Origin of the sequence: Arthrobacter ramosus (assembly GCF_039535095.1) — a bacterium.
Taxonomy (GTDB): domain Bacteria; phylum Actinomycetota; class Actinomycetes; order Actinomycetales; family Micrococcaceae; genus Arthrobacter; species Arthrobacter ramosus.
Map to the genome: position 1 here is coordinate 4,174,907 of NZ_BAAAWN010000001.1, position 22,309 is coordinate 4,197,215.

A 22,309-nucleotide genomic window follows, 5' to 3' on the forward strand; every position below is an offset into this window, starting at 1 on the left:
TGTTTGGTCCCAGATGCTCGCAAAGGTGGTCATTTGTTGAGGCGTAGCCCGGAATAGTGGGCCCGGATGGCGGCCTGCACTTCCGCGACCATGGCCTCCGGGTAGTGAACAACGTCCTCGTAGAAGTACCTCAACACAGTGAAGCCGCCGGCAACAGAAGTGTTGTCCCGGCGTCGATCCCTCTTGATGGCCCTGGGTTCGAAGTGCGTCTTGCCGTCCAGCTCAACGATCAAGAAGCGCTCGACGACGAAATCGACCTCCCCCACGCCGGGCAGTTCCACGTGCTGCACGAAAGCGATTCCAGCCTGATGGAAGTGCATGGCCGCCAGTGGTTCAAGGAGGGAATCGGCTCTCCGGCGCACGAGATCCAAGACGTCCCTCGCCCGGCCGTTCCGATTGCCGGGCAGGTTTCTGCGTAGGAACTCCACGGTTATGTCGCCACGTGCAACGGCACATTGAACCATGACCAACGCTTCAGCTGGCGGCCGGCATCGCAAGGCATGCACCAGCACATCGGCAAGAGCTGCCACCGGTCGGCCTCGCAAGGGTGGCAACGAAGCGCTCCGGTGCAGCACTACGCCGTCGCGCGGTAGTCCGTTACCGCAGACCAAATGGAGCTCGGTGGTCGGATGCAGTTGCCAAAGTCCATAATGTGGGGCAGCCGAGATGCATGTGAGGACACCTCCGTACCGAAAGGCCTCAGCGAATTCCGGAGGCGCACCCGCCAAGGCCACGACGCCGCGATACGGAACCACCACTCCGCCCCGCCGTGCCGCAGTTCTGAGCTGCCAGGCGCCGACTCCCGCGTTGAGGAGGTCCCTGCGCATGGCCACGCCTCCCCGTGCACGAAGGGCAGTTATGAGATCCATGGCTCCACGATGCCTGGGTGCAGGGTTGCTGCGGAGCCCTCAATACGCGTATGTGGACAACTTCATATTTTTGGCCCGCCACGTCTGACCACTTTTGGCAGCCCTCCACGGCGGAGGTGGCGGATTGACGGCTTCCGCGTGGCCGACACCGGTCCAAAAGTGGTAAATCGTTGAGGACCCGGCGCTAGAGCCGTGCGGCGCGGGGCTCCAGCAGCGCGGGAAGGTTCTTGACTGAGGGCACGACGGCGGTGGCGCCGGCCGCGCGCAAAGCCGCCTCGGAGTGGAAGCCAGTAAGCACGCCCACCACGGCGGAGGCGCCGGAGCGAACCCCGGACAACATATCCGAGCTCGTGTCCCCCACCACGACGACCTCGCGGACATCATCCAGGTCAAGGGCCAATACGGCCGTGAGAATCATGTCCGGGTAAGGGCGACCGCGGCCGGCGTCGGCAGGGCACAGGCTCAGATCCGCCTTCCCCATCCAGCCCAGCGACTCAAGCACCATGTTCTGGGTGTGCCGGCCGAAGCCCGTAGCCAGGCAGACTTTCACGCCGGAGTCCCGCAACCAGTCGATGGTTTCCTCGGCACCTGGAATAGCCCGCACGCCGCCGTCGGCAATCAGATCATCGTAGGCGCGCTCGAAGGCTTTGTTGGCGCTCTCGGCCCGTTGAGCTTCTTCAAAAAGGTGGCTGAAAACGGTCAACTTGGAAAAGCCCATGGTGTCGCGAGCGTAGCCGAGCATGCTTTCGAAGCGAGGCGAACCAAGCTCAACGCCGGTCTCCTGCAGGGCGAGGGACATCGCACGCTCAGTAAGACCATCGTCCGTAATCGTGGTGCCCACCATGTCCAAGACAGCAAGCCGGAGCCGCTGCGCACGGTGCGCCCCAGCGTCGTCCGCGTTGATCCTCTTGCTGCTGTCCATGCTCATGGCGCCCCTTCGCTGGTTGATGACCGAAATCGTGCGGCCACGTTAGTCCGCCCAGCTTGCCCCTGGTCCGCGACGACGGCCTGAACCCGGCGCGACGAGCGGATGAATTCCGCAACAACGGTGCCACGGGACCTCCGCCCGGGGCTGTTTTGACCCGGACGAGGTGACTCTATTACAGTTGTATCTTGCGTGATTCAGCCGGTACCCGGACGATAACGCGGTGCTTCCTTAGCTCAGTCGGTAGAGCGTTTCACTCGTAATGAAAAGGTCATCAGTTCGATTCTGATAGGAAGCTCGAAACAGAGTAGGCCCGCATCCCAGTATTCACAAGGGATGCGGGCCTCTTGCTTTGGTTGGCAAGAGCGGCCAAAAACGGCCTTGGTGTACCCATGGGTGTACTCAACCCCTCTCACCCGGCATGTTTCGGCACAGGAGCGCACATGGTGTTTTGCCCAGATTCGCCAAGCCTTGATTGAGGCCCGGTGGGTTGGGATCGCGGCAATGCGGCCATCTGGTCTAGATCCAAAGGTTTGTTGGATCGTCTGAATCTTCCCGCACCCGGATGCCTCCCAAGAGTCTGAGCAACAACATTTCATCCGCCACGCATTCATCAAGTGTGCTCCCCAGGATGGGGTAGACATAGTCGTTCGCCAGGGCCAGGTTCTTAACCTCATCTGGGACGCTGAGGTGATATTTTGCAGCGTTCTCAAGTGGCTGCGGCCGGGCCGCATAACACTCTTCTCGCGCCCCAATCCAAGACATTGCGTTGAGTTTGAGGGTCAACTCGCTGTCGATCGTCGTGGTTGGAATCGAGATCCTCCAACCACCGTTCTGCCAAGCGAGTTGCTTCCGGTGGCGAGCGCCGCCTCCTATAACTACGGCAGAATCGCGGCGCAGGGGAACGAACAGTGCCGGCGCTTGCCACCCCGGATGCCTGATCCCAACGAAGCCTCGGTCATTCAGCACGAAATCCTGGGCCGGACTTGTGATGAACTCCCAGCGGCAACGCAATGCTGCAGCCGAGAGCCTTTGCAAATTCAAGGGATAGCCGATGCTTCCGCCCCCTTTCCATTTCGCAAACTCCTCTGCAGAGTTCAACTCGCGGTCAGGGTTCCGCGTAATCCTCGATGCTACATAGGCAACAAGGTTGATCCATTGGTCGGCGTTCTTCCAAGCGCCTTCTTCGTGTAGGAGCGCGGTGACGGAATCATTGTTCAACGGTTCAAATTTTGCAAAGTAACCGTCGTGATCAAAGCGCCTACCTTTGCCTGCGCCGTAGACCGTACGCGACCATCCGATCTTGTCAGGCGTGGTTGCAAATGTTCTTGAATTCCGCTTGAGACGGCAGTAGATCCTGCGGTCTCTTCGGTGCCCTGATTCCGTTGTGGAGAAGAATCCAATGCTATTTGCTGGGACGATGTGACGTCTGGGCCCGTTGCTCACTTGTACATCTTCTCAGGAGGCCTATTGGCGAAACCATCGACGCGGCCCTAGATCGGTTGACGGAGTGTGGGATCCCACCTAATAGACTTTCGGGGTGGAAGTTACGTGCACCATCGAGGCGCCAGACGGCTGCTTCAGCCATGTCACCGAGACGGCTGCGACCTATGAGGAACCCCTAGCCGCGGCCAGGGCTCAGGTGCCCGAGGGCAGCCGCATGATTGCGATCCGCAAAGCAGACTGATTTGCCTGCCCGCAGTCTAGGATGTGGTCGAGTGGTGCGCTCAGGCGCCACATTGCTTTCAACAAAGGGGACCATGCCATGAACGCCAACGCCCAGCAGAAATTCGATATTGCGGTGCCGGGCACCGTTAATGCTGTTTACGGTGCCGTCATGAAGGTTGTCGAGGCGGGACCGTATAAGAAAGTTGAGCCGGTACACGCCATGAAGATGGTCTCGTTCAGGACGGGCGGTTCCCTGATGACTTGGGGCCAGCGATGGATGGTCCAGGTTGCCATCGGGATCGACGGGCAGCCTCACGTGTCAGCGACAGTGACGCCGAGGATCGGCGCCGCGCAGTTCGATGCTGCTCGGATCGCGAAGCTGGCGAATACGTTCTATCAGAAGGTCGGCATCGCAGCGGAGACAGTTTGACGCCTACGGCGCAAAGCGTCCACCTACGCCGAGCCCCGTTTGTCTGTCCGCGGTGGCAGACTCTGGCTGTGGAGGAAAAGAAGTTCTGGCAGCCGCCGCACGCGCACAGGCCCACGCCTGTCGTGCCGGCGGTGGATCCTGCGGCCGTGGATGGCGCGACGAGGCCCAAGGAGCCGCTGCCCGTGTTCGTGATGCTGGATTACAACAACGGGCAAAGCCACGAGGTGCCAGCATTCGCATACGGGTGGACGAAGGTGCATGTGCTGGTGTCAGTGCCCTGGCCGATGGACTACTACGAAGGCCGCAAAGAAGTCTGGGTGGAAGCATCCAAGGTGCGACGCCGGACGATCGACCCAAGAGTGCACTGAGAGCCGCAGGAAGGCTCCCAGTGAGCATTGTGCCGGACATGTCATTCAGGCTCGGCATACAACGACGTCGTTGGCCAGCCATCTGTCCCTAGAATCGAACCCGATGTCAGTTGTGCGGCACAGTCGTTGAGGGGAAGGACGAGGATGGGCTTTTTAGCCAATTGGCTTCGCAAGATGGGGGACCACGCTGACGGCTGGAAGAACGGCGGCGACTCGTGGAGCTACCTGCGCCCGGTCCAGTTCCGGAGCATGGAGGACCTGCAGGCGATTGCTGATGTGATGACCGAACAAGGAGGCGTGGCACGGTTTACCTTTGAGGGCTACAACCCCAAGACACTCAGTGAAATCGAGCAAACAGCCGACGCGGACCTCAACCAAATCTGGATAGCTGCATTTACGGAAGACCCCGGACCAGAAGCCGTCACGTTGAGCGGTTCGTTTGCATGGGTTCGCATTGCAAACGAGGCGTTCATGAAGGAAAATCCCGGCGTTGGGTATCTGACCATCTACGTTGGCAACGGTTTGCAAGACAAGGTTGCGGCTTCCGGCGCAATCCGTCAGCTGACGGTGTCAACTCTAAGCGAACGGGTTCGTCGCGCGTGCGAGAGCGTGAAGCCACCTCGAGGCGGCCGCTACCCGGTCATTGACACAATCACGAAGGCCACTCTCAAGCAGCGACAACATGACAAGAAGATTCGGCGGCAGGCCGCATGGATTAGCTTTGCGGCGTCAATCGTGACGACCGTGCTCACATCAGGCGTGCTGCACTTTCTCTTTCCCCAAGCAGCCGGAAAGTAGAGATGCTGCAAGACCACTGGCTCAACTTCCCCGGGATTACGTTACACACGAAATAGCCCCTCACCGTCAGGGGACGGCGAGGGGCTGATGGTGTGTAGTCGTGGGCGCGGGTACACGGCCCGCTTGGTTTGCCGGTTACCCCAATCCCACAGGGCCGCTTACCGGCACGGATCCGGCGCGGCCGGATCGGACAAGAATACGAGTCGGCTCGCGCCTACGCCAAACGGTCACGCAACCAGGCCATATATATTGGCCATATTGTGGGAGCAAACATCCGGTCTCAATATTGGGGGAAGTCTTGGACATTCGGGGAAGTCTGCGTGATTTGGTTTTCGTCCCCCCGGGACGTAACGGTGCTCTCGATGGCCTGCGCGGTGTAGCGATCCTGCTAGTGCTTGCAAGCCATGCGTCGGCTGGTAGGTTCCCGCTCGGCGGGATGGTCGGCGTAACACTGTTCTTTGTTCTGTCCGGCTACCTAATCACCGGAATCCTGATCCGTGAACGCGATAGGTTCGGGTCCGTAGATTTTCGCGACTTCTACTTGAAGCGTGCGCTTCGGCTCCTGCCGGCCCTAACAGCCCTCCTGCTCCTAACCCCGATCGCTCTGTGGCTACTGCGGGATCCGCGGCTCAGCTGGGATTTGCTCGGCTCATCATTGTCCACGTTCTTTTACATCAGCGACTTTGTTCGCGCCACGGGCGACCCGATGGTGGTTCTCGGTCACACCTGGTCTCTGGCGGTCGAAGAGCAGTTCTATCTGATCTGGCCCGCGATACTGGTGCTGGCGGCATTGCGCTGGCTGTCGAAAGCGAAGGTGTTCTGGGCAGTCGTCTTGCTCGCCGTCATTCTTGCCGTCTGGCGCCTAGTGGCTTCGGGCATGTTTACCTTTGACCGCTCCTATTTTTCCCTGGACACGAACGCCTTTGGTCTGATCTTCGGAGCCTGTCTGGCGTTGAGGCCGATCAAGCTGTCGCACCGCAGCGGGACCGTCCTTGCCTCTGGAAGTTCATCAGAACTTGCCGCAGCCAAATCGAAAATCAGTCAGCTGGAGGCTCAACCCACTGCGAACGCCCCTCAAAATATGTCCGGAACGCCGTCGGCAGCGCCCACAGCGGGAACAACCCCCACTGCAGCGGCAGTGACGATTTCCGGAGACGGCCAAATGGCGTCAAAAAAGGTCGCTCTCAAAGGCGACTACTCCGTCAGCTGGAAGACGCTCGGCTCCTGCTACTACAGCGCCACCCTAAAAAGTGGAGCCGACAGTCTGAGGGACCCTGAGGCTTTCACTGCCGACCATGAGGCTTCGGGAACAAACAACGTCTATGGCCTCAAAGCCACCGATTACTACCTAGACGTCATCACGGGTCCCGCACCCAGTTGCGGTTGGACCGTTACTATGACGCCGGTCCCGTAGGCCGTCAGGGCGCCACTCTCGTTGCTGATGCCGGGAGATCGACCTTGTTGTTCTACACGCTCGACGCCGGCGACCAGGTCCTGGCCAACCTCGCGGAGATGCTGATGAACGAAGGCAACCATGGAGAACCACCATCAACGGCCTTGAAGGGCAACATCCGGGGTCAGCTGCCCGCTGACTCGACACTCAGTCGAGAAGATTCACTCGTAGCTGGCTCTCATCAGTTGCAGTCCGAGCTCGTCCGTGAACAGGATTTTCCCGAGCGATTCCCGACCCGAAGCCACATATTCGGGGTCCGGCCTGTCCTGCGAGAACCACGCGTCGGCATCGGGATGGACTGCCAGGACCCTGTCGGTCCCGGCCGGTGAGAGCTGCCAGTCGGGTGGGAAAGACTGTTTGTCGTGCAGCGGGCCCAGAAGCTGGATGCCGTACGGGCCGGGGACGAGATGATCCAGTAGAGGGTGGGCGTACTCGATGGAATTGAAAGCGTCATCATTATGGTCACGCCATCCATGGGCGAGCACCTGTTTGAATGTGCTCACGGTCCAGTTTGATACCTTGACGAGTCCGTACTGTAAATCATCGGCAAGATCCGCAAGCACGCCGCCCAGTGAACTAGCTACCTGCTCGCGCGGGAGGCTGGTGTTTCTCATGCTGTAGAGAACGTAACCTTCGTTGGAGAAGTCGACCTTCCTGACATTGTTCGAATCCTTGTAGCAGATGAAACTGGCTGCCCCGACCGAGGCGTACGCGGCGGCAAAGAGGCCGCGGCGTTCATCCGGCAGGCAGATCGTGCGGTTCAAGGCGACTTGGAAGAACGACGTCGCTCCGTCGACTTGGCACCAGGACAGGGCATGGTCAAGGATCCGCTCGAGGGTGCCGTCCTCAATACGCCAGCGTAGGTCCCCGCCCCACCGGGGCCGGCCTGCCGGTGCAGGCTTCAGCCATTGGGTGCCGACAGGGCTCAGAGCTGCTGTGATGCATCTGTCCTCGCTTTCAGGCGCTCCTTTACCGATGCGTGGCTGCTTCCAGGGGCCTAGCCGTCCTTCGGCCCCGGAGCTCCGAAGATCGGCCGCGATCGCGTTGAGGACCAAAAGTGCGCGCTTGATGTCCCACAGTTCATCGATGATCGCGACCGCCCCCTTGGAGGTGTGGGCAACGGGAGCCACAGGGAGTGGTTCAGGCAGAAGCTCGGAAGCCGCCTCATATGCGTGACGGAGAAGGTCCAGCGTCTTCCCGGGCTCGTTGGTACATTCAAAGAGGAGTGCCATGGTGCCGAGAATGCTGGCTTTGACTGCCCTGCGCACCCCAGGCACATCAACTATCAGGGCCTGGCCGTCATCAGCGCTCATATCAGGCTTCCTTTGAGGGTGTAGGTGCCGTGGCTGTTCTTATGGGCGATGCGCCAAAGGCCACCAGCACGATGCCGGTGGCCTTCAGTATCTCCGCTAACCGAGTCTAGGCGGGTACGTCGAAGCGCTGGCCTTCCGGTTTGGACGGAAGGATCATGAAGATCAGCAGTGCCAGGCCTCCAAGGAACGGAACGAGCCCGATAAGGATCATCCACCCGCTGAAGTTCACGTCGTGCAGCCGCCGGACGACGAGGGCCAGGGACGGGATGATGGTGGCCAGGCCCCAGATGCCCAGGAGGATGTAGCCGATGACTGCGCCGGGACCCGGGACCATGGCTCCGGAGTCACTGACGGTCGCGCCCGCGGAGACGATGATGTTCAGCACGATGGCGACGACGCCGGAGATCAGGGCCCACCACCAGTATTCACTGCGGCTGGCCCGGCCGGTGAAGGTGGCGTACTTCTTGAAGAACCGGCGTGCTGCCTCACCGATCGGCGCACCGTAGTACGGGTACCAAAGCGGGACGGCGCCGGCAGGGACGGTCTGTTGCTGCGGGTACGACAATGGAACTCCTTCGTAGAACGAGTGATGAGGCTTATCGTAGGGGCCGAAACCATCTGAAAAGCTGTCCGGCAGATGAAATCCGGCGGCGTGTCGGGGCAGTAACTTGAAGCCATAACTATTTTGGTCCCGCGGACTTACCTCGCCTTGCATAGACCAAAGCGGCTGTCGGAAATGATCTTGGCCCAAGATGTCCCTGTGCACGACACTGTCGATGCCCAGATGGAAGAACTGGATTTCGTCGATGGGTCCGATCATCAATTGCTGCCGGCATTGGGAACAGTCAGGTTCAACTATGGCTACAGCCCAGGTAATGCCGCGGTCGATCTGAAGATCGGATTGCCGCGCACCAATTGGAGCCTTTTTGATGGTCCGACCATGGGGTCAGCGTTTCGTGCCCTGATGCAGTGATCACCTCGGGATGGCTGCCCGAACCGCTGAGTTAAGCTCGGCAGGTAAGCGGTGAAAGTCGAGGCTCGGTGCCGCCAAGTCGTCCAGGCAGCGCCAGCGCATTGCGGGCCCTCCATCACCAACACGGCCCCTGCCGTCCGAGAACGCCTGGTTGACGGAGGTGAGCTGACCGCGAAGGCGTGTTGCTCAGATGGTGTGCCCAATAGAGCTCAGCGACTGGCGAGAGTTGACTTAAACGATGAGGTAGGTGCCAAGGGGTGGTAGGGGCCGCTTGCAGGTGGGCTAAATTCGACTACTTCGCTGAGAAGAGGACTAATGCGGCTCATCGCATTTGAGGGTGTAGCCGGGGTCTGAATCCGCCGGTCTCGAGGAGTGATCGGGCGATGTAGTTGGCAAGGTTCCGGAAGCCGAGGGCGGAGCCGCGGAGGTGTTCGAGCCTGCCATTGAGTGCTTCCGTGGGGCCGTTGCTGGTGCCGGGCCGGTCGAAGTACGCGAGCACGTCCCCTGCGCGGCGTTTCAGCGTCCGGCCCAGCGTAATGACCTCGGTCAGCGCAGCGGGAACGCCGGCACTGATCGCGCCGATCACTGCCCGCATGAGCTCTTTGCCTCGGGTGCCGTCAGGTTCGCGGTACGCGGCGATGACGCGCTGGTAGATACCCCAGGTCGCTTCGATTTCGGCGTGGTTGTCCGCAACGAACAGGGCCTCCAACCTGTCTTTCTGCTTCTCGGTGAGCAGATCGTGCCCGGTGTGCAGGGTCCGGCGGGCTGCGTAGAGCGGATCCCCGGACCGTCCTCGGTGACCAATGGTCTGCTGCTGGACACGCTGGCGGCACCTGTCCAGGGTCTCGCCGGCAAGCCGGACGACGTGAAACGGGTCCATGACCTCGACCGCGTCCGGGAGCTCCTCGGCGGCTGCGGTCTTGAACCCGGTGAACCCGTCCATCGCAACGACCTCGATCCCGTCCCGCCAGGCCTTCGGCCGCTCGGCAAGCCAAGCTTTGAAGACCTGTTTCGAGCGGCCCTCGATCATGTCCAGCAACCGTGCCGGGCCGGTCCTGTCGCGGGCCGGGGTGAGGTCGATGATGACCGTGACGTACTTGTCCCCGCGCCGGGTGTGCCGCCAGTTGGGTCGGCCCGGGGCGCGGTGACGGCATTGCTGCCGTTCCGTTTCCCCGGACCGCCCGCCGAACCCGGCGTGCGATTCTCACCGCACCGGGCTCTCCACGTGAGGATTGTCGCTCAGCCCGTGGGGGCTGCGGGTGTCCACGGGGTCGGAATCCGGTAGCCGCGGTAGCGGTACCGGATGACAGTGACGCTGGCTGCGCCCTTGAACCTTGTCCCGTCAACGGCGAGCCGCCAGGTTCCGGGCAGGCAGAACCTGCGCCGTAGTTCTGGCCATCCGATACGGTGTTTCTTCCGTAGCCACGCCGTGATCCGCTCCCACGCATAGGAGTCGATCGCGGAGAACGTGGCCTTGGATACTCCGTGCCGGAAGTAGTTGGCCCACCCTCGCAGCACCCGACCCAGATAGTCCATCAGGTATCCGGGTTCTTTGTGCAGGGTCGATCTGTACGTCATGGTCTTCACCCGGCTCTTGATCGAGGCGATCGCCTTCTTCGAGGGCCGGGTATACACGAACCACTTGTTGCTTCCCCGTTTGCGCATCCTGCGGATGTTGAAGCCGAGAAAGTCGAACCCGTCGTCGATGTGGACCACTTGGGTCTTCTCCGGCGACAGCCGCAGGCCCATCGGGGCCAGCACGGTTGTCACCTCCTGCCGCAACCGTTCGGCGTGTTCCCGCTGCCCGGTAACGAGCACGACAAAGTCGTCAGCGTACCGGACCAGACGGTAGTTCGCCTGACCGTGTCGCTTGCGGCGCTGCCGTTGGGGCTCTGTCGCCATCTGTTGTTCCCACGCCCGGATGAAGTGGTCATCGAGCGCGGACAGGGCGACGTTGGCCAACAGCGGGGACAAGATTCCGCCCTGCGGGGTGCCGGTGTGCGTGGCCTCGTGGGTACCGATGGTGGTCATCACCCCGGCCTTGAGGAACGCCTTCACCAGCCCCAGCACACGCTTGTCGCCGATCCTTGCCCGGACCCTGTCCATCAACGCGACGTGATCGATCATGTCGAAGCACGCCTCGATGTCGGCCTCCAGCACCCATTGATACCGCTTGGTGGTGAAGTGATGGATCTCGGCGATGGCATCTTGCGCGCGCCGGTTCGGCCGGAACCCATACGAGCACGGCTGGAAGTCCGCCTCGAAAATTGGTTCCAGCACCAGCTTGAGGGCAGCTTGCACCACCCGGTCGGTCACCGTCGGGATCCCCAGCTTGCGCAGTTTCCCGCTCGGTTTGGGAATCTCAACCTGACGTACCTCGACCGGCTGGAACGTCCGCGCCCTGAGATGGTCACGAACGTACTGCAGGAATCCCTCAACCCCGATCCGGGAAGCGATCCAAGCCACTGTGGCCCGGTCGACTCCCGGGGTCCGCGCCCCGGCGTTGCCCGCGACGCGTTTCCACGCCATTACCAGAAATGCCGGGTCGCAGACCAGGTTGTACAAATCATCGAACCGGCGACCGGGATCCCCGGCCGCCCAACAATGCAGTTTGGTCTGCATCTTCCGTACCGTTGCCTGAGCCGAGGCTTCCTCGGGCCAGACTACGGCGTCGGTATTCACCGGCGCATCTTCAGATATCACAGTCCCTCCTTGCTTCCTCTCGCTGCCGCCCTTCCCCATGCGACCGGCTCTCCCGGCCTCGGAGTACTACGACGGCTCCGCCCCACCTGAGCCCTTCGGCCGGCAACGCGCCTATCCCAAAGGGAGTGGACACAGGTGGTTCCCACGTTCACTGTTGTTCGGTCGACGGGCGAGGCGCCCGGCTTTGCCCCTGCGGTCTCGTCGTGGCTACGCCGCAGACTTTCACCACGACCTGCCAGACCCGACACATACCACCGTTCTGACAGTTCCCCACCCCACGGTCATCTGGCTGATGACCACGAGAAATGGGTGCGCACCGCACACCAGCCCAGATCCACCGGGTTCGAGCTGGTCGATGATGAAGAGGCTTCACGACACCGGTTCCTTGCGTACACCTTCCCGTCTTGCTCACCAGGCACGGCCCGTCCGGTAGTACCGGACCGCCCTGACTTTGTCGCGGCTGCTCCCATCCATCCCCGGCGTTCCCCGGGGACGGACTGCCGCCAGCTTCACCCGGCCGCTGCGACGACCAAGTGATGCAGGTCTCTCACCTCCATCCGAAACAACAGCGCCTCGTGGCGCACGACGTGCTCATCGACCCCGATCACGGCCACCCCGTTGAACCGGGCCGGGTCCTCGATCAACACCCGCTTGCCCTCGGCAAGGATCGCGCTGTTCGCGGTATGCCAGGACACGCCCAGGCCTTCGGCGACACGGGCGACGGTAAGGTGCTGGCACACAATGCCCTCCAGCGCCCAGCGCAGCCCTCGACGGGAGATCTTCGCCCGGGGCTGAGCCGCTTTCGAGATGTCCTGCCGCCACACGCGGCCGCACCCGGTGCACTTGTAGCGGCGGACCCTCACCAGCAGCGTCGTGGGCCGCCAGCCCAATGGTTCGTGCGCGAGAGGCCGCGTGACCGTGCCGCGGGCGATGCCCTGCGCACCACAGGAACGGCACCAGTCATCCGGATCAACAGCACGGCATTCCAACACCGCCCGGCCAGGGGCGAGAAGCTGCCCGGCAGCTTCCAGCCCAAGCTCATCAAGCCGGCAGAACGTGGTCAGGTCAGGAGGCAGGAAGGTAGCGTGGGACACGTCGAGGTCTTTCGGATGGGCAGTGTAGGAACTTCCATCATCGGAAGACCTCGACCCCTACCCGGCCACCGACGCGCCCACCCCGGCTACACCCTCAAATGCGATGAGCCACTAATGCGGGCAACTCTTTCGACTGAATTCTCCCAGTCTGCAATCATTTGCATGCATGTCTGCACTATTTGAAACCTATGAGGCTTTCAAACTGTTAGAACTACTCAAATGCTTAATAGAACTCGGGCGATTACAGCCTATACGTTGAATATTTGCTAACGCATGAGTGTGAGTCACTCGTTCGATGCGTTCCTAGTTCGGATGCCACTCTATTTCCACTTGGCCAGCATCAGTCGATAGTTATGTTTTCGCAAAATCGGAGAGTCCTTAAACCCCTCAAGCAGGCACTACATCCCCGGATTTGAACGCCCCCGGCGCCAGATCTCACATCACAGGCGAGCTGGTGGGGCATTCTTTCCACCTGCTGCTTACTCGGGAATATGAAATGCGCGGGACTTGGACTTTCGCAAACCTATTTACATAAGCACCGTTTCAATGTAAGAATTTGCGCAGTCCCAGAGGCCCGACCACCATCACTCGCGATCGATGCCTCCATTTACGACACTTATTGGGGGGCAAGTGCGCGCCTGCAATCAGCATATTAACTCGGTCTGCGTTTCGGTACTCAGAAGGATCGTTGCCGGCATTGCCGCTACGGTTGTGGTCGCCGGGATACTCGGTGTTTCCCCGGTACCCGCGAATGCCACTGCTGCTCCACAAACGGCCAGACCAACAATAGTCCCGGTACCAACAGGCGCGGCTCCCTTGGATCTGATCAAAGGCAGTGCGTGCAGTCCAAACTCCTTAGACGGGGATGCAGTGGCGAGCCTCCAGTGCATTGCAGGAACCGCGAGGGTGACCCGGAGCCTCAATCTCAAACCGGACTGTTACAAGGGCCTCAACGCCGGGCTGCTTTATTACAATGCCGTGTACCAACTTCACCAGTGTGGTGCCACAGGCAAAGGGGCGGAAGCCATTGCCCAGGCCCGATATATCTACGGGCGTAGCATGGCATCCCAGAGTATCCACTACTATTCCGGCATTAATCCGGGGATCCAGTGGGAAATGAGCCTGCCGGACGGAAGCCTCACACGCAGAAGCGACATCGTCGAGTACAACCCGAACCCCACCCCCCCCATCCAAGCTGGTTGACATTCTCGAAGCGAAAGGCGCCTGGTACGGCACCGCAACGGACGCCCAAAACCAGGCGAATAACTACGTCCGCTTGTTCAATCTGTCGCAACAGGACACGTCCTATGCGGCGCAACTCTCCTCAATAACACGCCCCTACACGGACGCCTTCAAGATCCACCTTGGGAATTGTCCCGACGGCAGCGAGCAATATGTGGAATACGCCGTATCGAAACCCGCAGATGGCGCGCTGATGGTGACACCCGGCAAAGCCCGTGAAGACTGCAACCAACCGGCGCGCGTTCTTGACGTCCAATGGTTGGATCAGGACTTCGACACCTGGCCCAGGACCTATCCGATGGTCCTCCCCCTGATCGGGACTATCGGAGGCGGCTCCCAACCGGAGCCGCTGTGGCTCCGTACGTTGCCGCTGCGCAGGTTCGCGGACCTTGTCGAATCGGTATTGCATGTAGCATCCTGCACGTGGCTCTGCATTGGCTCCGACGGTGTAAGAACGCCTGATGGCCCCCTTGATCTCCCCACGCAGTTGATGCTCATGGATTGGCTCAAAGCCCAGGGCGTTCAAACCGCGTTCGGCGACCCGCACCTGGTCAACCTCGACGGAACAGCTTTCGACGTCCAGTCGGTTGGCGAATTCGACCTCGTCCAGTCGGCGCAGGACGACGTACCGTACGACTTCCGAGTACAGGCCCGCTTCAAGGGGCTCTCCGGCGGGAAAGTATCGACCACGGACGCGGTTGCCTTTGTCCTCAACGGCAAGAAAGTCATCCTCTCCAGCACAGGGCTTACAGTCGAAGGCACCCATCTGGACATTCCCGACGGGTCGTACGTCTACTTCGGAGCAGGCTCGGCAGTGTTCCGAAGCGGAAACGCATACGCCGCCGTCTGGCCGGGCCAGACAGACCGCCCGGTCCTCACCTTCGAATCCTCAAATGTCCGCATCCACGTACCGCCTGCCATCTCGACCAGGGGACTCCTGGGCAACAACAACGGAATCAAAGGCGACGACTTCGTCACCCGAGGCGGCTGGAACCTCGGAGCAAATCCAAGCGCAGCAGCCCTGCACGGGTCCTTCGCCGACTCGTGGCGCATCACCGATGCAACCTCGCTCTTCAGCTACGACGCTGGACAATCAACCGCAACGTTCACCGACACGAGCTACCCCCAGAACATTGTCAAGGTCTCCGACTACAGCGCCGACGTCATCACCGCGGCCCAGAACTCCTGCCACCAGGCCAACGTCGAGGAAGGTCCGGCCCTCAGCGGATGCATCAGCGACGTAATCCTCAGCGGCGACGCGCCGACCTACACAGCCCTTGCGGCCCAGGTCAAAGCCCCCGCCAGTTCACTCGTCGGATCAAAAACGTTCGACTCCAACGGCCACCTCGGCGAAGACTTTGAAAGCGCGGTTGCCCCGAATTTGGATCCCTACAGGCTTTCAACCGATCCCGCGACCTCGACCATCGCGGGCCCCCTTTCCGGCGACAGACCCTATGCATTCTCTGTCACCGACATGCCCGCGCACAACTCCCTCACCGTTGCCTTTGATCTACTCACGCTCGGCACCTGGGACGGCGTCAACTCTTCACTGGCCCTGAACATCGACGGCACAAGCGTGTGGTCAAGCAGTCTCTCATCGGTGACCAACGCGACTCCGGCTGGCACAGGGCAGCTCGCCTCCGGAGACCAATTCAAGAAATACCGGGTCAGCGTCAACCTGCCCCACTTGACTCCCACCCTCAAAGCCTCGCTCACAGCAAGCGGCATCGCGCTAACGGCGAGCAGAGCAATCGGCATAGACAACATCGACATCACCGAACAACTGATCCCGCCCCAGACCTTCGCACTCCCTCTTGACGGCAGTGCAATCAGCGACGGCGTCCCCGGGGCCGGTGCGGGGAACCTGGAAACCAGGGCCTCCAAGGACGCCTACACCTTCACTGTTCCTGACGGAGGCAAGACCTTGTTCCTGGATTTCCGGTCCTGTGTTAGCAACAACGGGAATCAGTACCTGAACGGGCTTATGTGGCAAGTCGTGAATGCAGCGAGCGGTGCCAAGGTTGCCGGGGACTACTGCGGCAGCGGCAACACCAGTGTGGCCCTGCCCGCCGGCGACTACCGGCTGGAGCTGACAACAGATCCCACGAGAGACTCCTGGGGGACCTACAGTCTGGCGGCGTTCTTCGTCCCGGATCCGCAGACCTTCACGCTTCCTCTTGACGGCAGTGCAATCAGTAACGGCGTGCCGGGAACCGGTGCGGGGAACCTCGAAACGAAGGGATCCAAGGACTTCTACACCTTCACCGTGCCCGCCGGCGGCAAAACCCTGTACCTGGACTTCAACAGGGATTGCGTGAACCACCCCGCCAACATCTTCCTGAACGGGCTCACCTGGCAGGTCACGTCCGTGGCCAACGGGGCGAAGATCGCCGGGGATTACTGCGGCAGCGGGAACAAGACCGTGGCCTTGGCGGCCGGTGATTACCGGCTGGAAACGGGCACCGACATCATCCGCAACTCCTACGGCACCTACAGCCTGTCGGCGTTCTTCGTCCCCGACCCGCAGACCTTCACCCTCCCGCTCGACGGAAGTACCGTGAGCAACGGCGTCCCGGGACCCGGTGCGGGGAACCTGGAAACCAAAGCCTCCAAGGACTTCTACACCTTCACCGTCCCCGCCGGCGGCAAGACCCTGTATCTGGATTTCAACCGGGATTGCGTGAACCATGCCGACAACATCTTCCTGAACGGACTTACCTGGCAGGTCACCTCGATCGCGAGCGGGGCGAAGGTCGCCGGGGATTATTGCGGCAGCGGGAACAAGACCGTGGCCTTGGCGGCCGGTGATTACCGGCTTGAGATGGGCACCGACCTCAGCCGGAATTCCTACGGCACGTACAGCTTGTCGGCGTTCTTCGTCCCGGACCCGCAGACCTTCGCCCTACCACTTGACGGGAGCGCGGTCAGCAACGGCGTCCCGGGATCCGGTGCTGGGAACCTGGAGACCAAGAACTCAACTGACCTCTTTACCTTCAATGTCCCGGACGGGGGCAGGACCCTGTTCCTTGATTTCCGGTCGTGCCTGAGCAACCCCGCCAATACGTACCTGAACGGGCTCACCTGGCAGGTTGTGTCCAGCTTCACCGGAGTCAGAATGGGCGGGGATTATTGCGGCAGCGGGAACAAGACCGTTGGCCTCCCGCCAGGTGATTACCGGCTGGAGATGGGCTCGGACATCGCCCGGAATTCGTACGGCACGTACAGTCTGGCGGCGTTCTTCGTCCCGGATCCGCAGACCTTCGTCCTCCCACTTGACGGGAACGCTGTCAGCAACGGCGTCCCCGGGGCCGGCGCGGGAAACCTGGAAACCAAAGGTTCGCAAGACCTCTACACGTTTACCGTGCCAACCGGCGGCAGAACCCTGTTCCTTGATTTCCGGTCCTGTCTGAGCAATCCCGCCAATACGTACCTGAACGGGCTCACCTGGCAAGTGACCTCGGTCGCGAGCGGGGCGAAGGTTGCCGGGGATTATTGCGGCAGCGGGAACAAAACTGTGGCCTTGGCGGCCGGAGATTACCGGCTCGAAATGGGCACCGACATCACCCGCAACTCCTACGGCACCTACAGTCTGTCGGCGTTCTTCGTGCCCGACCCGCAGACCTTCACCCTCCCGCTCGACGGAAGTGCAATCAGCGACGGCGTCCCAGGAACCGGTGCGGGGAACCTGGAAACCAAGGGGTCCAAGGACGCCTACACCTTCACCGTCCCGGACGGGGGCAAGACGTTGTTCCTTGATTTCCGATCGTGCATCAGCAACAACGCGAACCAGTACTTAAACGGGCTCACATGGCAGGTGACCTCGGTCGCCAGCGGGGCGAAGGTCGCCGGGGATTATTGCGGCAGCGGGAACAAGACCGTTGGCCTACCGCCGGGTGACTACCGGCTCGAAATGGGCACCGACATCACCCGCAACTCCTACGGCACCTACAGTCTGGCGGCGTTCTTCGTGCCCGACCCGCAGACCTTCACCCTCCCGCTCGACGGAAGTACCGTGAGCAACGGCGTCCCCGGGGCCGGCGCGGGAAACCTGGAAACCAAAGGATCCAAAGACCTCTACACGTTCACCGTCCCAACCGGCGGCAGAACCCTGTTCCTTGATTTCCGGTCGTGCCTGAGCAACCCCGCCAATACGTACCTGAACGGGATCACCTGGCAAGTGACCTCGGTCGCCAGCGGGGCGAAGGTCGCCGGGGATTATTGCGGCAGCGGGAACAAAACTGTGGCATTGGCGGCCGGTGACTACCGGCTTGAGATGGGCACCGACATCAGCCGGAATTCCTACGGAACCTACAGCCTGGCGGCGTTCTTCGTCCCGGACCCGCAGACCTTCGTCCTCCCGCTTGACGGCAGTCTTGTGAGTGACGGCGTACCTGGGACAGGTGCGGGGAACCTGGAAACGAAGGCCTCCAAGGACGCCTACACCTTTACCGTCCCGGACGGGGGCAAGACTCTGTTCCTGGACTTCCGGTCGTGCATCAGCAACAACGAGAACGGGTACCTGAACGGGCTCACTTGGCAGGTCACGTCCGTGGCGAGCGGGGCGAAGGTTGCCGGGGATTATTGCGGCAGCGGAAACAAGACCGTGGCCTTGGCGGCCGGTGATTACAAGCTGGAGATGGGCACGGACGTTAGCCGGAATTCCTACGGCACCTACAGCCTGGCGGCGTTCTTCGTCCCGGACCCGCAGACCTTCACCCTTCCGCTCGATGGCAGTGTGGTGAGTGACGGGGTTCCCGCCTCGGGGGCGGGGAACCTGGAAACCAAAGCCTCCAAGGACTTCTACACCTTCACCGTGCCCGCCGGCGGCAAGACCCTGTACCTGGATCTCAACAGGGATTGCGTGAACCACCCTGCCAACATCTTCGCGAACGGACTTACCTGGCAGGTCACGTCCGTGGCAAGCGGGGCGAAGGTCGCGGGGGACTACTGCGGCAGCGGGAACAAGACCGTGGCCTTGGCGGCCGGTGATTACCGCCTCGAGATGGGCACCGACATCAGCCGCAATTCCTACGGCACCTACAGTCTGTCGGCGTTCTTTGTCCCGGACCCGCAGACCTTCACGCTTCCTCTTGACGGCAGTGCAATCAGCGACGGCGTCCCGGGAACCGGTGCCGGGAACCTGGAAACCAAGGCATCCAAAGACTTCTACACCTTCACCGTGCCCGCCGGGGGCAAGACCCTGTACCTGGACTTCAACAGGGATTGCGTGAGCCACCCCGATAGCATCTTCGCGAACGGGCTCACCTGGCAGGTGACCTCGATCGCCAGCGGTGCCAAGGTCGCCGGAGACTACTGTGGCAGCGGGAACAAGACCGTGGCATTACCGGCCGGTGATTACCGCCTCGAGATGGGCACCGACATCGCCCGCAAGTCCTACGGCACCTACAGTCTGGCGGCATTCTTCGTCCCCGACCCGCAGACCTTCACCATCCCTCTCGACGGCAGCACGGTGAGCGACGGGGTTCCCGCCGCGGGTGCCGGGAACCTGGAAACCAAAGGGTCCAAGGACTTCTACACCTTCACCGTCGCCACCGGGGGCAAAACCCTTAGTATCAGTTGGGTGACGTGTCTGAGCAACCCCGCCAATCCGTACGCGAACGGGCTCACCTGGCAGGTGACTTCCGTGGCCAGCGGAGCTAAAGTCGCCGGTGACTACTGCGCCTCGGGGAATAAGACCGTGGCTCTCCCGGCTGGTGATTACCGGCTCGAGATGGCCAGTGACATAACCCGCAACTCCTACGGCACGTATAGCTTCAGCGGGGCAGTCAATGGGTGAACATGCTGGCATCGCCGTCGACGAGGTCAAGATCCGCAGGGTCAACACGGCTGCGTTATTCACCCAGGGATTCCTCTGCGCTCCGAATGAAGGAGCGAACCCACCCTCAGCTTCCGACATCGACAACGCCATTGCCAGCATCAGAATGCCCGGGCACCCCGACCAGCGGTTTCACGCGGTCGAGGTGAACAAGGGAACAGCAATCTACTTTCACCCCGTCATGGCTCCCCGGCATGCCGTGGAGATTGCGCACATGATCGCCGACGCGATCGCGCCCCTCGGCTTCACCGGCACCATCACCGCATGCGCCGACCGTCCCGGCCCCAGACCCCACACGAATCGGTACGCCTATTGCGCCGCGATCTGCTCGGTCGACGCGGCCCTGGACAACAACGAGACGCCCCTCGCCTTCCGGTCCGTGAAGAAGAACCTGGACCGGTGGGCTGTGGACAGCCCAGCGTTCAAGAATATCGTGGACCGGATCACCGGCTGGGCCGCGGCCAACGCGACCGGCCCGATCCTCGCCGGCATCCATTTCACAATGACCCAATGCGAACCACACCAGGTCGCAGGCCTGCTGACCCGCTTGTGCGAAGACATCGGATGGGCCGACCTGCTGTTCCCCACAGCCAACGGAGACTGGTACGTGAAGTTCACCGGCGAGGGATGGATCCTCGCCGGCACCGAGATCAAGAAGGGCAAGGACGATGCCGGGGAAGCTGTCATGAGGCTCCTCGCGGATTTGGCGCCGCTCTATGACTACGCCCAGATGACCCGCGTCCTCTTCGGGCTCGTCACCGCCGGGAGCATGATGACCCAAGTTGCGCACCCCGGACGCCCGGACATCCCCAACCCCCACGATCTTGTTTTGAGCGCCGACCACGGATTCGTGAGGAAATCCCTTCCCGGGATCTTCGCCGTGCAGGTCCTCGGACCCGGCCACCCCGACCTGCAGCCGGCGGACCGCTGGCACGTCACTCCCCTCGACGCAGGCCGAAAAATGGTCGCCGTCGACAACCTCAGCGACTGGTGGGCAGCCCCAGATCAAACTCCTCCGGAAGATCTGCACCTCCGACGGGAAGCCAACAAAGCTCTCCTGTCCAAATGGGCCTGACCAGAAGGTGCCTCTTGAGCCCAGCGACGTTCCCGGCACGAGCACGAGTGAGCCAGTGGTTCACTGGGTAGGGCTTTATTGCGCGGCTGTCGCACGATGGACGAATGTGTGGACGGTATGCCCATTGGGAAATCGGGCGAGGATCTAGTGTCCTGCGCCTGAAATTCGCATCGTAATTAAACCCGAGCAGCACTGCGACCGCGGCCAAAGTGCGTGGATGCTTCATCCTTGGCCCCCTTACTGTGGATGTCCTCACAGCCTCCACCGCACACCTCAGCCAGTCAACTGTGTTCTTACCGCGATGCGCTATCCCTTCCGGGACCCGACGAAAGACAGTTCCCAGGCCCACGGCGTCAGGCAGCACGCACGCGCGAAAAAACTCCGCACACTTACTATTCATGGACGCCGGGCATCCTCAAAGGTATTGTGATCTGCACCCGGCTCTTGCTGATCCGGGGACCGCGTCAATGGGGTCGCAGTGAATCGCATCTGGGGGATTTGATGACGCCGCTTGTCCAGTCCGAGGGCGAATTACACCTGCACGCAGAGGTGAACACCGTTTCCGACGCGGACGGCGGTGGCGCGTGGTTCAGTTCAGAACACGAAAACGTCAGGCTTGAGGACGCAGGCGAAGGGATCCTCCGGATCACTTTGCGCCCGGGGGGCCGGATTACCGCAGAGGACGGAGCTCTTGTCCGGGAGCGGTACTTGGCTCTGACCGGCGGAAAGGGCGCCGCGGTACTGCTGCAGGTCATCGGCGTCGAGTCTGTCAGCCGCGACGCCGTCCGATTCTTCAGCGAAGCCGTCACCATCACGGCCTTTGCGATCCTGGGCAGCACTCCGGTGGACCGTGTCATTGCACACGGCAGGCACGGACTCCCTGCACCGCAGTGCCCGACCCGGTATTTCTCCGACGAACAAGATGCCCTGGGGTGGCTCCGCGCCCTGCGTGCCAAGCGGATCCCGGAACTTCTGGAGGGCTGAGGGCAGCGCATCAACTAGCTGTTTGGCTTGGAACGCCATCCAATAAGCGGCAAAAGGTCGGTGGCGATGTCCTGAACGCTGCGGTTGTCCGTGGGGACCCGGTGCACCCAGTCCGGGGTCAGGAGCTCAAGCTCCCGTGCAGCGGTATTCCCGCGGTCAAGATGTTCCTGCACGTCGCTGCCCTGGATGCGCCCGCGCAGGTAGGTCGAGGCGGTCTCATCGGTGGCGGTCAGCAGAACAGCAATGATTCGTGGTTCATCTCCCATGGCCGCGGCCAGCTCGTGTGTGAACCGGACGCTGACCGTGTTCGTGTAGATCATCCGCCGGTAGCCAAGATCCCGGTAATTTGCCCAGACAGCTGCCAGATTACGCTCGGCAAGATGGTGTTCCCACGGATGGGGGAAGGCCAGATCGAGGGTGTCCCCTTCGATAACGCAGTGTTTGACGTTCAGGGCGGTGAGTTGGGCATGGAGTTCAAACGCCACGGAACTCTTACCGGCACCCGATCGGCCACCGATGAAAAGAACCTCACTCTCCATGCTCACCCCTTGAGTATTGTCCAAAAGCACGCGGAGGTC

General features: G+C 61.5%; 16 protein-coding genes, 1 tRNA gene and 2 pseudogenes. 10 read left to right on the forward strand and 9 right to left on the reverse strand.

Annotation, left to right across the window (positions count from 1 at the left end):
- Positions 1–29: 29 nt before the first annotated feature.
- Both ABD742_RS19230 and ABD742_RS19235 read right to left on the reverse strand, forming a co-directional pair.
- On the reverse strand, positions 30–869 hold the full coding sequence (locus ABD742_RS19230; protein ID WP_234752518.1) for an endonuclease domain-containing protein: 840 nt from the start codon (positions 867–869) through the stop codon (positions 30–32).
- Between the two features lie 184 nt (positions 870–1,053).
- Complete coding sequence (locus tag ABD742_RS19235) at positions 1,054–1,797, reverse strand: HAD-IA family hydrolase (protein ID WP_234752516.1); 744 nt, start codon at positions 1,795–1,797, stop codon at positions 1,054–1,056.
- A 222-nt stretch (positions 1,798–2,019) separates the two neighbouring features.
- Between ABD742_RS19235 and ABD742_RS19240 the strand changes: the two genes are divergently transcribed.
- Positions 2,020–2,092 (forward strand) — tRNA-Thr (locus tag ABD742_RS19240).
- 221 nt (positions 2,093–2,313) lie between these two features.
- On the opposite strand, the gene ABD742_RS19245 is transcribed toward ABD742_RS19240, so the two are convergent.
- Positions 2,314–3,240, reverse strand: a complete 927-nt coding sequence (locus tag ABD742_RS19245) for a hypothetical protein (RefSeq protein WP_344788783.1) — start codon at positions 3,238–3,240, stop codon at positions 2,314–2,316.
- 94 nt (positions 3,241–3,334) lie between these two features.
- On the opposite strand from ABD742_RS19245, the gene ABD742_RS19250 reads away from it, so the two are divergent.
- From ABD742_RS19250 to ABD742_RS19270, 5 genes are all read left to right on the forward strand, one after another.
- Entirely contained in the window at positions 3,335–3,481 is a 147-nt protein-coding gene (locus ABD742_RS19250; RefSeq protein WP_234752512.1) for a hypothetical protein, read from the forward strand.
- Positions 3,482–3,559: 78 nt separating this feature from the next.
- Positions 3,560–3,892 (forward strand): hypothetical protein, encoded by a 333-nt coding sequence (locus ABD742_RS19255; protein WP_234752510.1) that lies wholly within the window; start codon positions 3,560–3,562, stop codon positions 3,890–3,892.
- A gap of 68 nt (positions 3,893–3,960) precedes the next feature.
- On the forward strand, positions 3,961–4,260 hold the full coding sequence (locus ABD742_RS19260) for a hypothetical protein (protein WP_234752508.1): 300 nt from the start codon (positions 3,961–3,963) through the stop codon (positions 4,258–4,260).
- Between the two features lie 144 nt (positions 4,261–4,404).
- Positions 4,405–5,058 carry a hypothetical protein gene (locus ABD742_RS19265; RefSeq protein WP_234752506.1) on the forward strand — a complete coding sequence of 218 codons (654 nt, stop codon included), beginning with the start codon at positions 4,405–4,407 and terminating at the stop codon, positions 5,056–5,058.
- Between the two features lie 298 nt (positions 5,059–5,356).
- On the forward strand, positions 5,357–6,472 hold the full coding sequence (locus ABD742_RS19270) for an acyltransferase family protein (RefSeq protein WP_234752504.1): 1,116 nt from the start codon (positions 5,357–5,359) through the stop codon (positions 6,470–6,472).
- A 200-nt stretch (positions 6,473–6,672) separates the two neighbouring features.
- Here ABD742_RS19270 and ABD742_RS19275 read toward each other — a convergent pair whose 3' ends face one another.
- Positions 6,673–7,824, reverse strand: coding sequence for a hypothetical protein (locus ABD742_RS19275; RefSeq protein ID WP_234752503.1), 1,152 nt, complete (start codon positions 7,822–7,824; stop codon positions 6,673–6,675).
- A 106-nt stretch (positions 7,825–7,930) separates the two neighbouring features.
- A complete protein-coding gene (locus ABD742_RS19280; protein ID WP_234752502.1) occupies positions 7,931–8,389 on the reverse strand; it encodes a DUF805 domain-containing protein in 459 nt (152 codons plus the stop codon).
- Positions 8,390–8,584: 195 nt separating this feature from the next.
- Here ABD742_RS19280 and ABD742_RS19285 point away from each other — a divergent pair, with 195 nt between their 5' ends.
- The gene (locus ABD742_RS19285; RefSeq protein ID WP_234752500.1) at positions 8,585–8,797 is read left to right on the forward strand and encodes a hypothetical protein; all 213 of its coding nucleotides are present in this window, start codon (positions 8,585–8,587) and stop codon (positions 8,795–8,797) included.
- A 322-nt stretch (positions 8,798–9,119) separates the two neighbouring features.
- Here ABD742_RS19285 and ABD742_RS19290 read toward each other — a convergent pair.
- The 3 genes and pseudogenes from ABD742_RS19290 to ABD742_RS19300 all read right to left on the reverse strand — a co-directional run.
- Positions 9,120–9,920 (reverse strand): annotated as a pseudogene (locus ABD742_RS19290) (ISL3 family transposase); the annotation flags it as partial.
- Between the two features lie 116 nt (positions 9,921–10,036).
- Positions 10,037–11,500, reverse strand: coding sequence for a group II intron reverse transcriptase/maturase (gene ltrA, locus ABD742_RS19295; protein ID WP_234752498.1), 1,464 nt, complete (start codon positions 11,498–11,500; stop codon positions 10,037–10,039).
- A gap of 575 nt (positions 11,501–12,075) precedes the next feature.
- Positions 12,076–12,594: pseudogene (locus tag ABD742_RS19300) on the reverse strand (transposase); the annotation flags it as partial.
- A 1,396-nt stretch (positions 12,595–13,990) separates the two neighbouring features.
- On the opposite strand from ABD742_RS19300, the gene ABD742_RS19305 reads away from it, so the two are divergent.
- The 3 genes from ABD742_RS19305 to ABD742_RS19315 all read left to right on the forward strand — a co-directional run bounded on the left by ABD742_RS19305 (position 13,991) and on the right by ABD742_RS19315 (position 21,731).
- Positions 13,991–19,633 carry a VWD domain-containing protein gene (locus ABD742_RS19305; RefSeq protein WP_344788790.1) on the forward strand — a complete coding sequence of 1,881 codons (5,643 nt, stop codon included), beginning with the start codon at positions 13,991–13,993 and terminating at the stop codon, positions 19,631–19,633.
- Positions 19,626–20,747 carry a hypothetical protein gene (locus ABD742_RS19310; RefSeq protein WP_234752491.1) on the forward strand — a complete coding sequence of 374 codons (1,122 nt, stop codon included), beginning with the start codon at positions 19,626–19,628 and terminating at the stop codon, positions 20,745–20,747. Before ABD742_RS19305 ends, ABD742_RS19310 begins: the two co-directional genes overlap by 8 nt.
- A gap of 501 nt (positions 20,748–21,248) precedes the next feature.
- A complete protein-coding gene (locus tag ABD742_RS19315; protein WP_234752489.1) occupies positions 21,249–21,731 on the forward strand; it encodes a DUF7793 family protein in 483 nt (160 codons plus the stop codon).
- Between the two features lie 14 nt (positions 21,732–21,745).
- On the opposite strand, the gene ABD742_RS19320 is transcribed toward ABD742_RS19315, so the two are convergent.
- Positions 21,746–22,270, reverse strand: coding sequence for an adenylyl-sulfate kinase (locus ABD742_RS19320; RefSeq protein ID WP_234752554.1), 525 nt, complete (start codon positions 22,268–22,270; stop codon positions 21,746–21,748).
- Positions 22,271–22,309 lie beyond the last annotated feature (39 nt).

Bases quoted from the DNA above. Each gene is read 5' to 3' on its own strand.
- ABD742_RS19230 (WP_234752518.1), bottom strand. From the start codon at position 869: ATGGATCTCATAACTGCCCTTCGTGCACGGGGAGGCGTGGCCATGCGC.
- ABD742_RS19235 (WP_234752516.1), bottom strand. From the start codon at position 1,797: ATGAGCATGGACAGCAGCAAGAGGATCAACGCGGACGACGCTGGGGCG.
- ABD742_RS19255 (WP_234752510.1), top strand. From the start codon at position 3,560: ATGAACGCCAACGCCCAGCAGAAATTCGATATTGCGGTGCCGGGCACC.
- ABD742_RS19265 (WP_234752506.1), top strand. From the start codon at position 4,405: ATGGGCTTTTTAGCCAATTGGCTTCGCAAGATGGGGGACCACGCTGAC.
- ABD742_RS19275 (WP_234752503.1), bottom strand. From the start codon at position 7,824: ATGAGCGCTGATGACGGCCAGGCCCTGATAGTTGATGTGCCTGGGGTG.
- ABD742_RS19310 (WP_234752491.1), top strand. From the start codon at position 19,626: ATGGGTGAACATGCTGGCATCGCCGTCGACGAGGTCAAGATCCGCAGG.
- ABD742_RS19315 (WP_234752489.1), top strand. From the start codon at position 21,249: ATGACGCCGCTTGTCCAGTCCGAGGGCGAATTACACCTGCACGCAGAG.
- ABD742_RS19320 (WP_234752554.1), bottom strand. From the start codon at position 22,270: ATGGAGAGTGAGGTTCTTTTCATCGGTGGCCGATCGGGTGCCGGTAAG.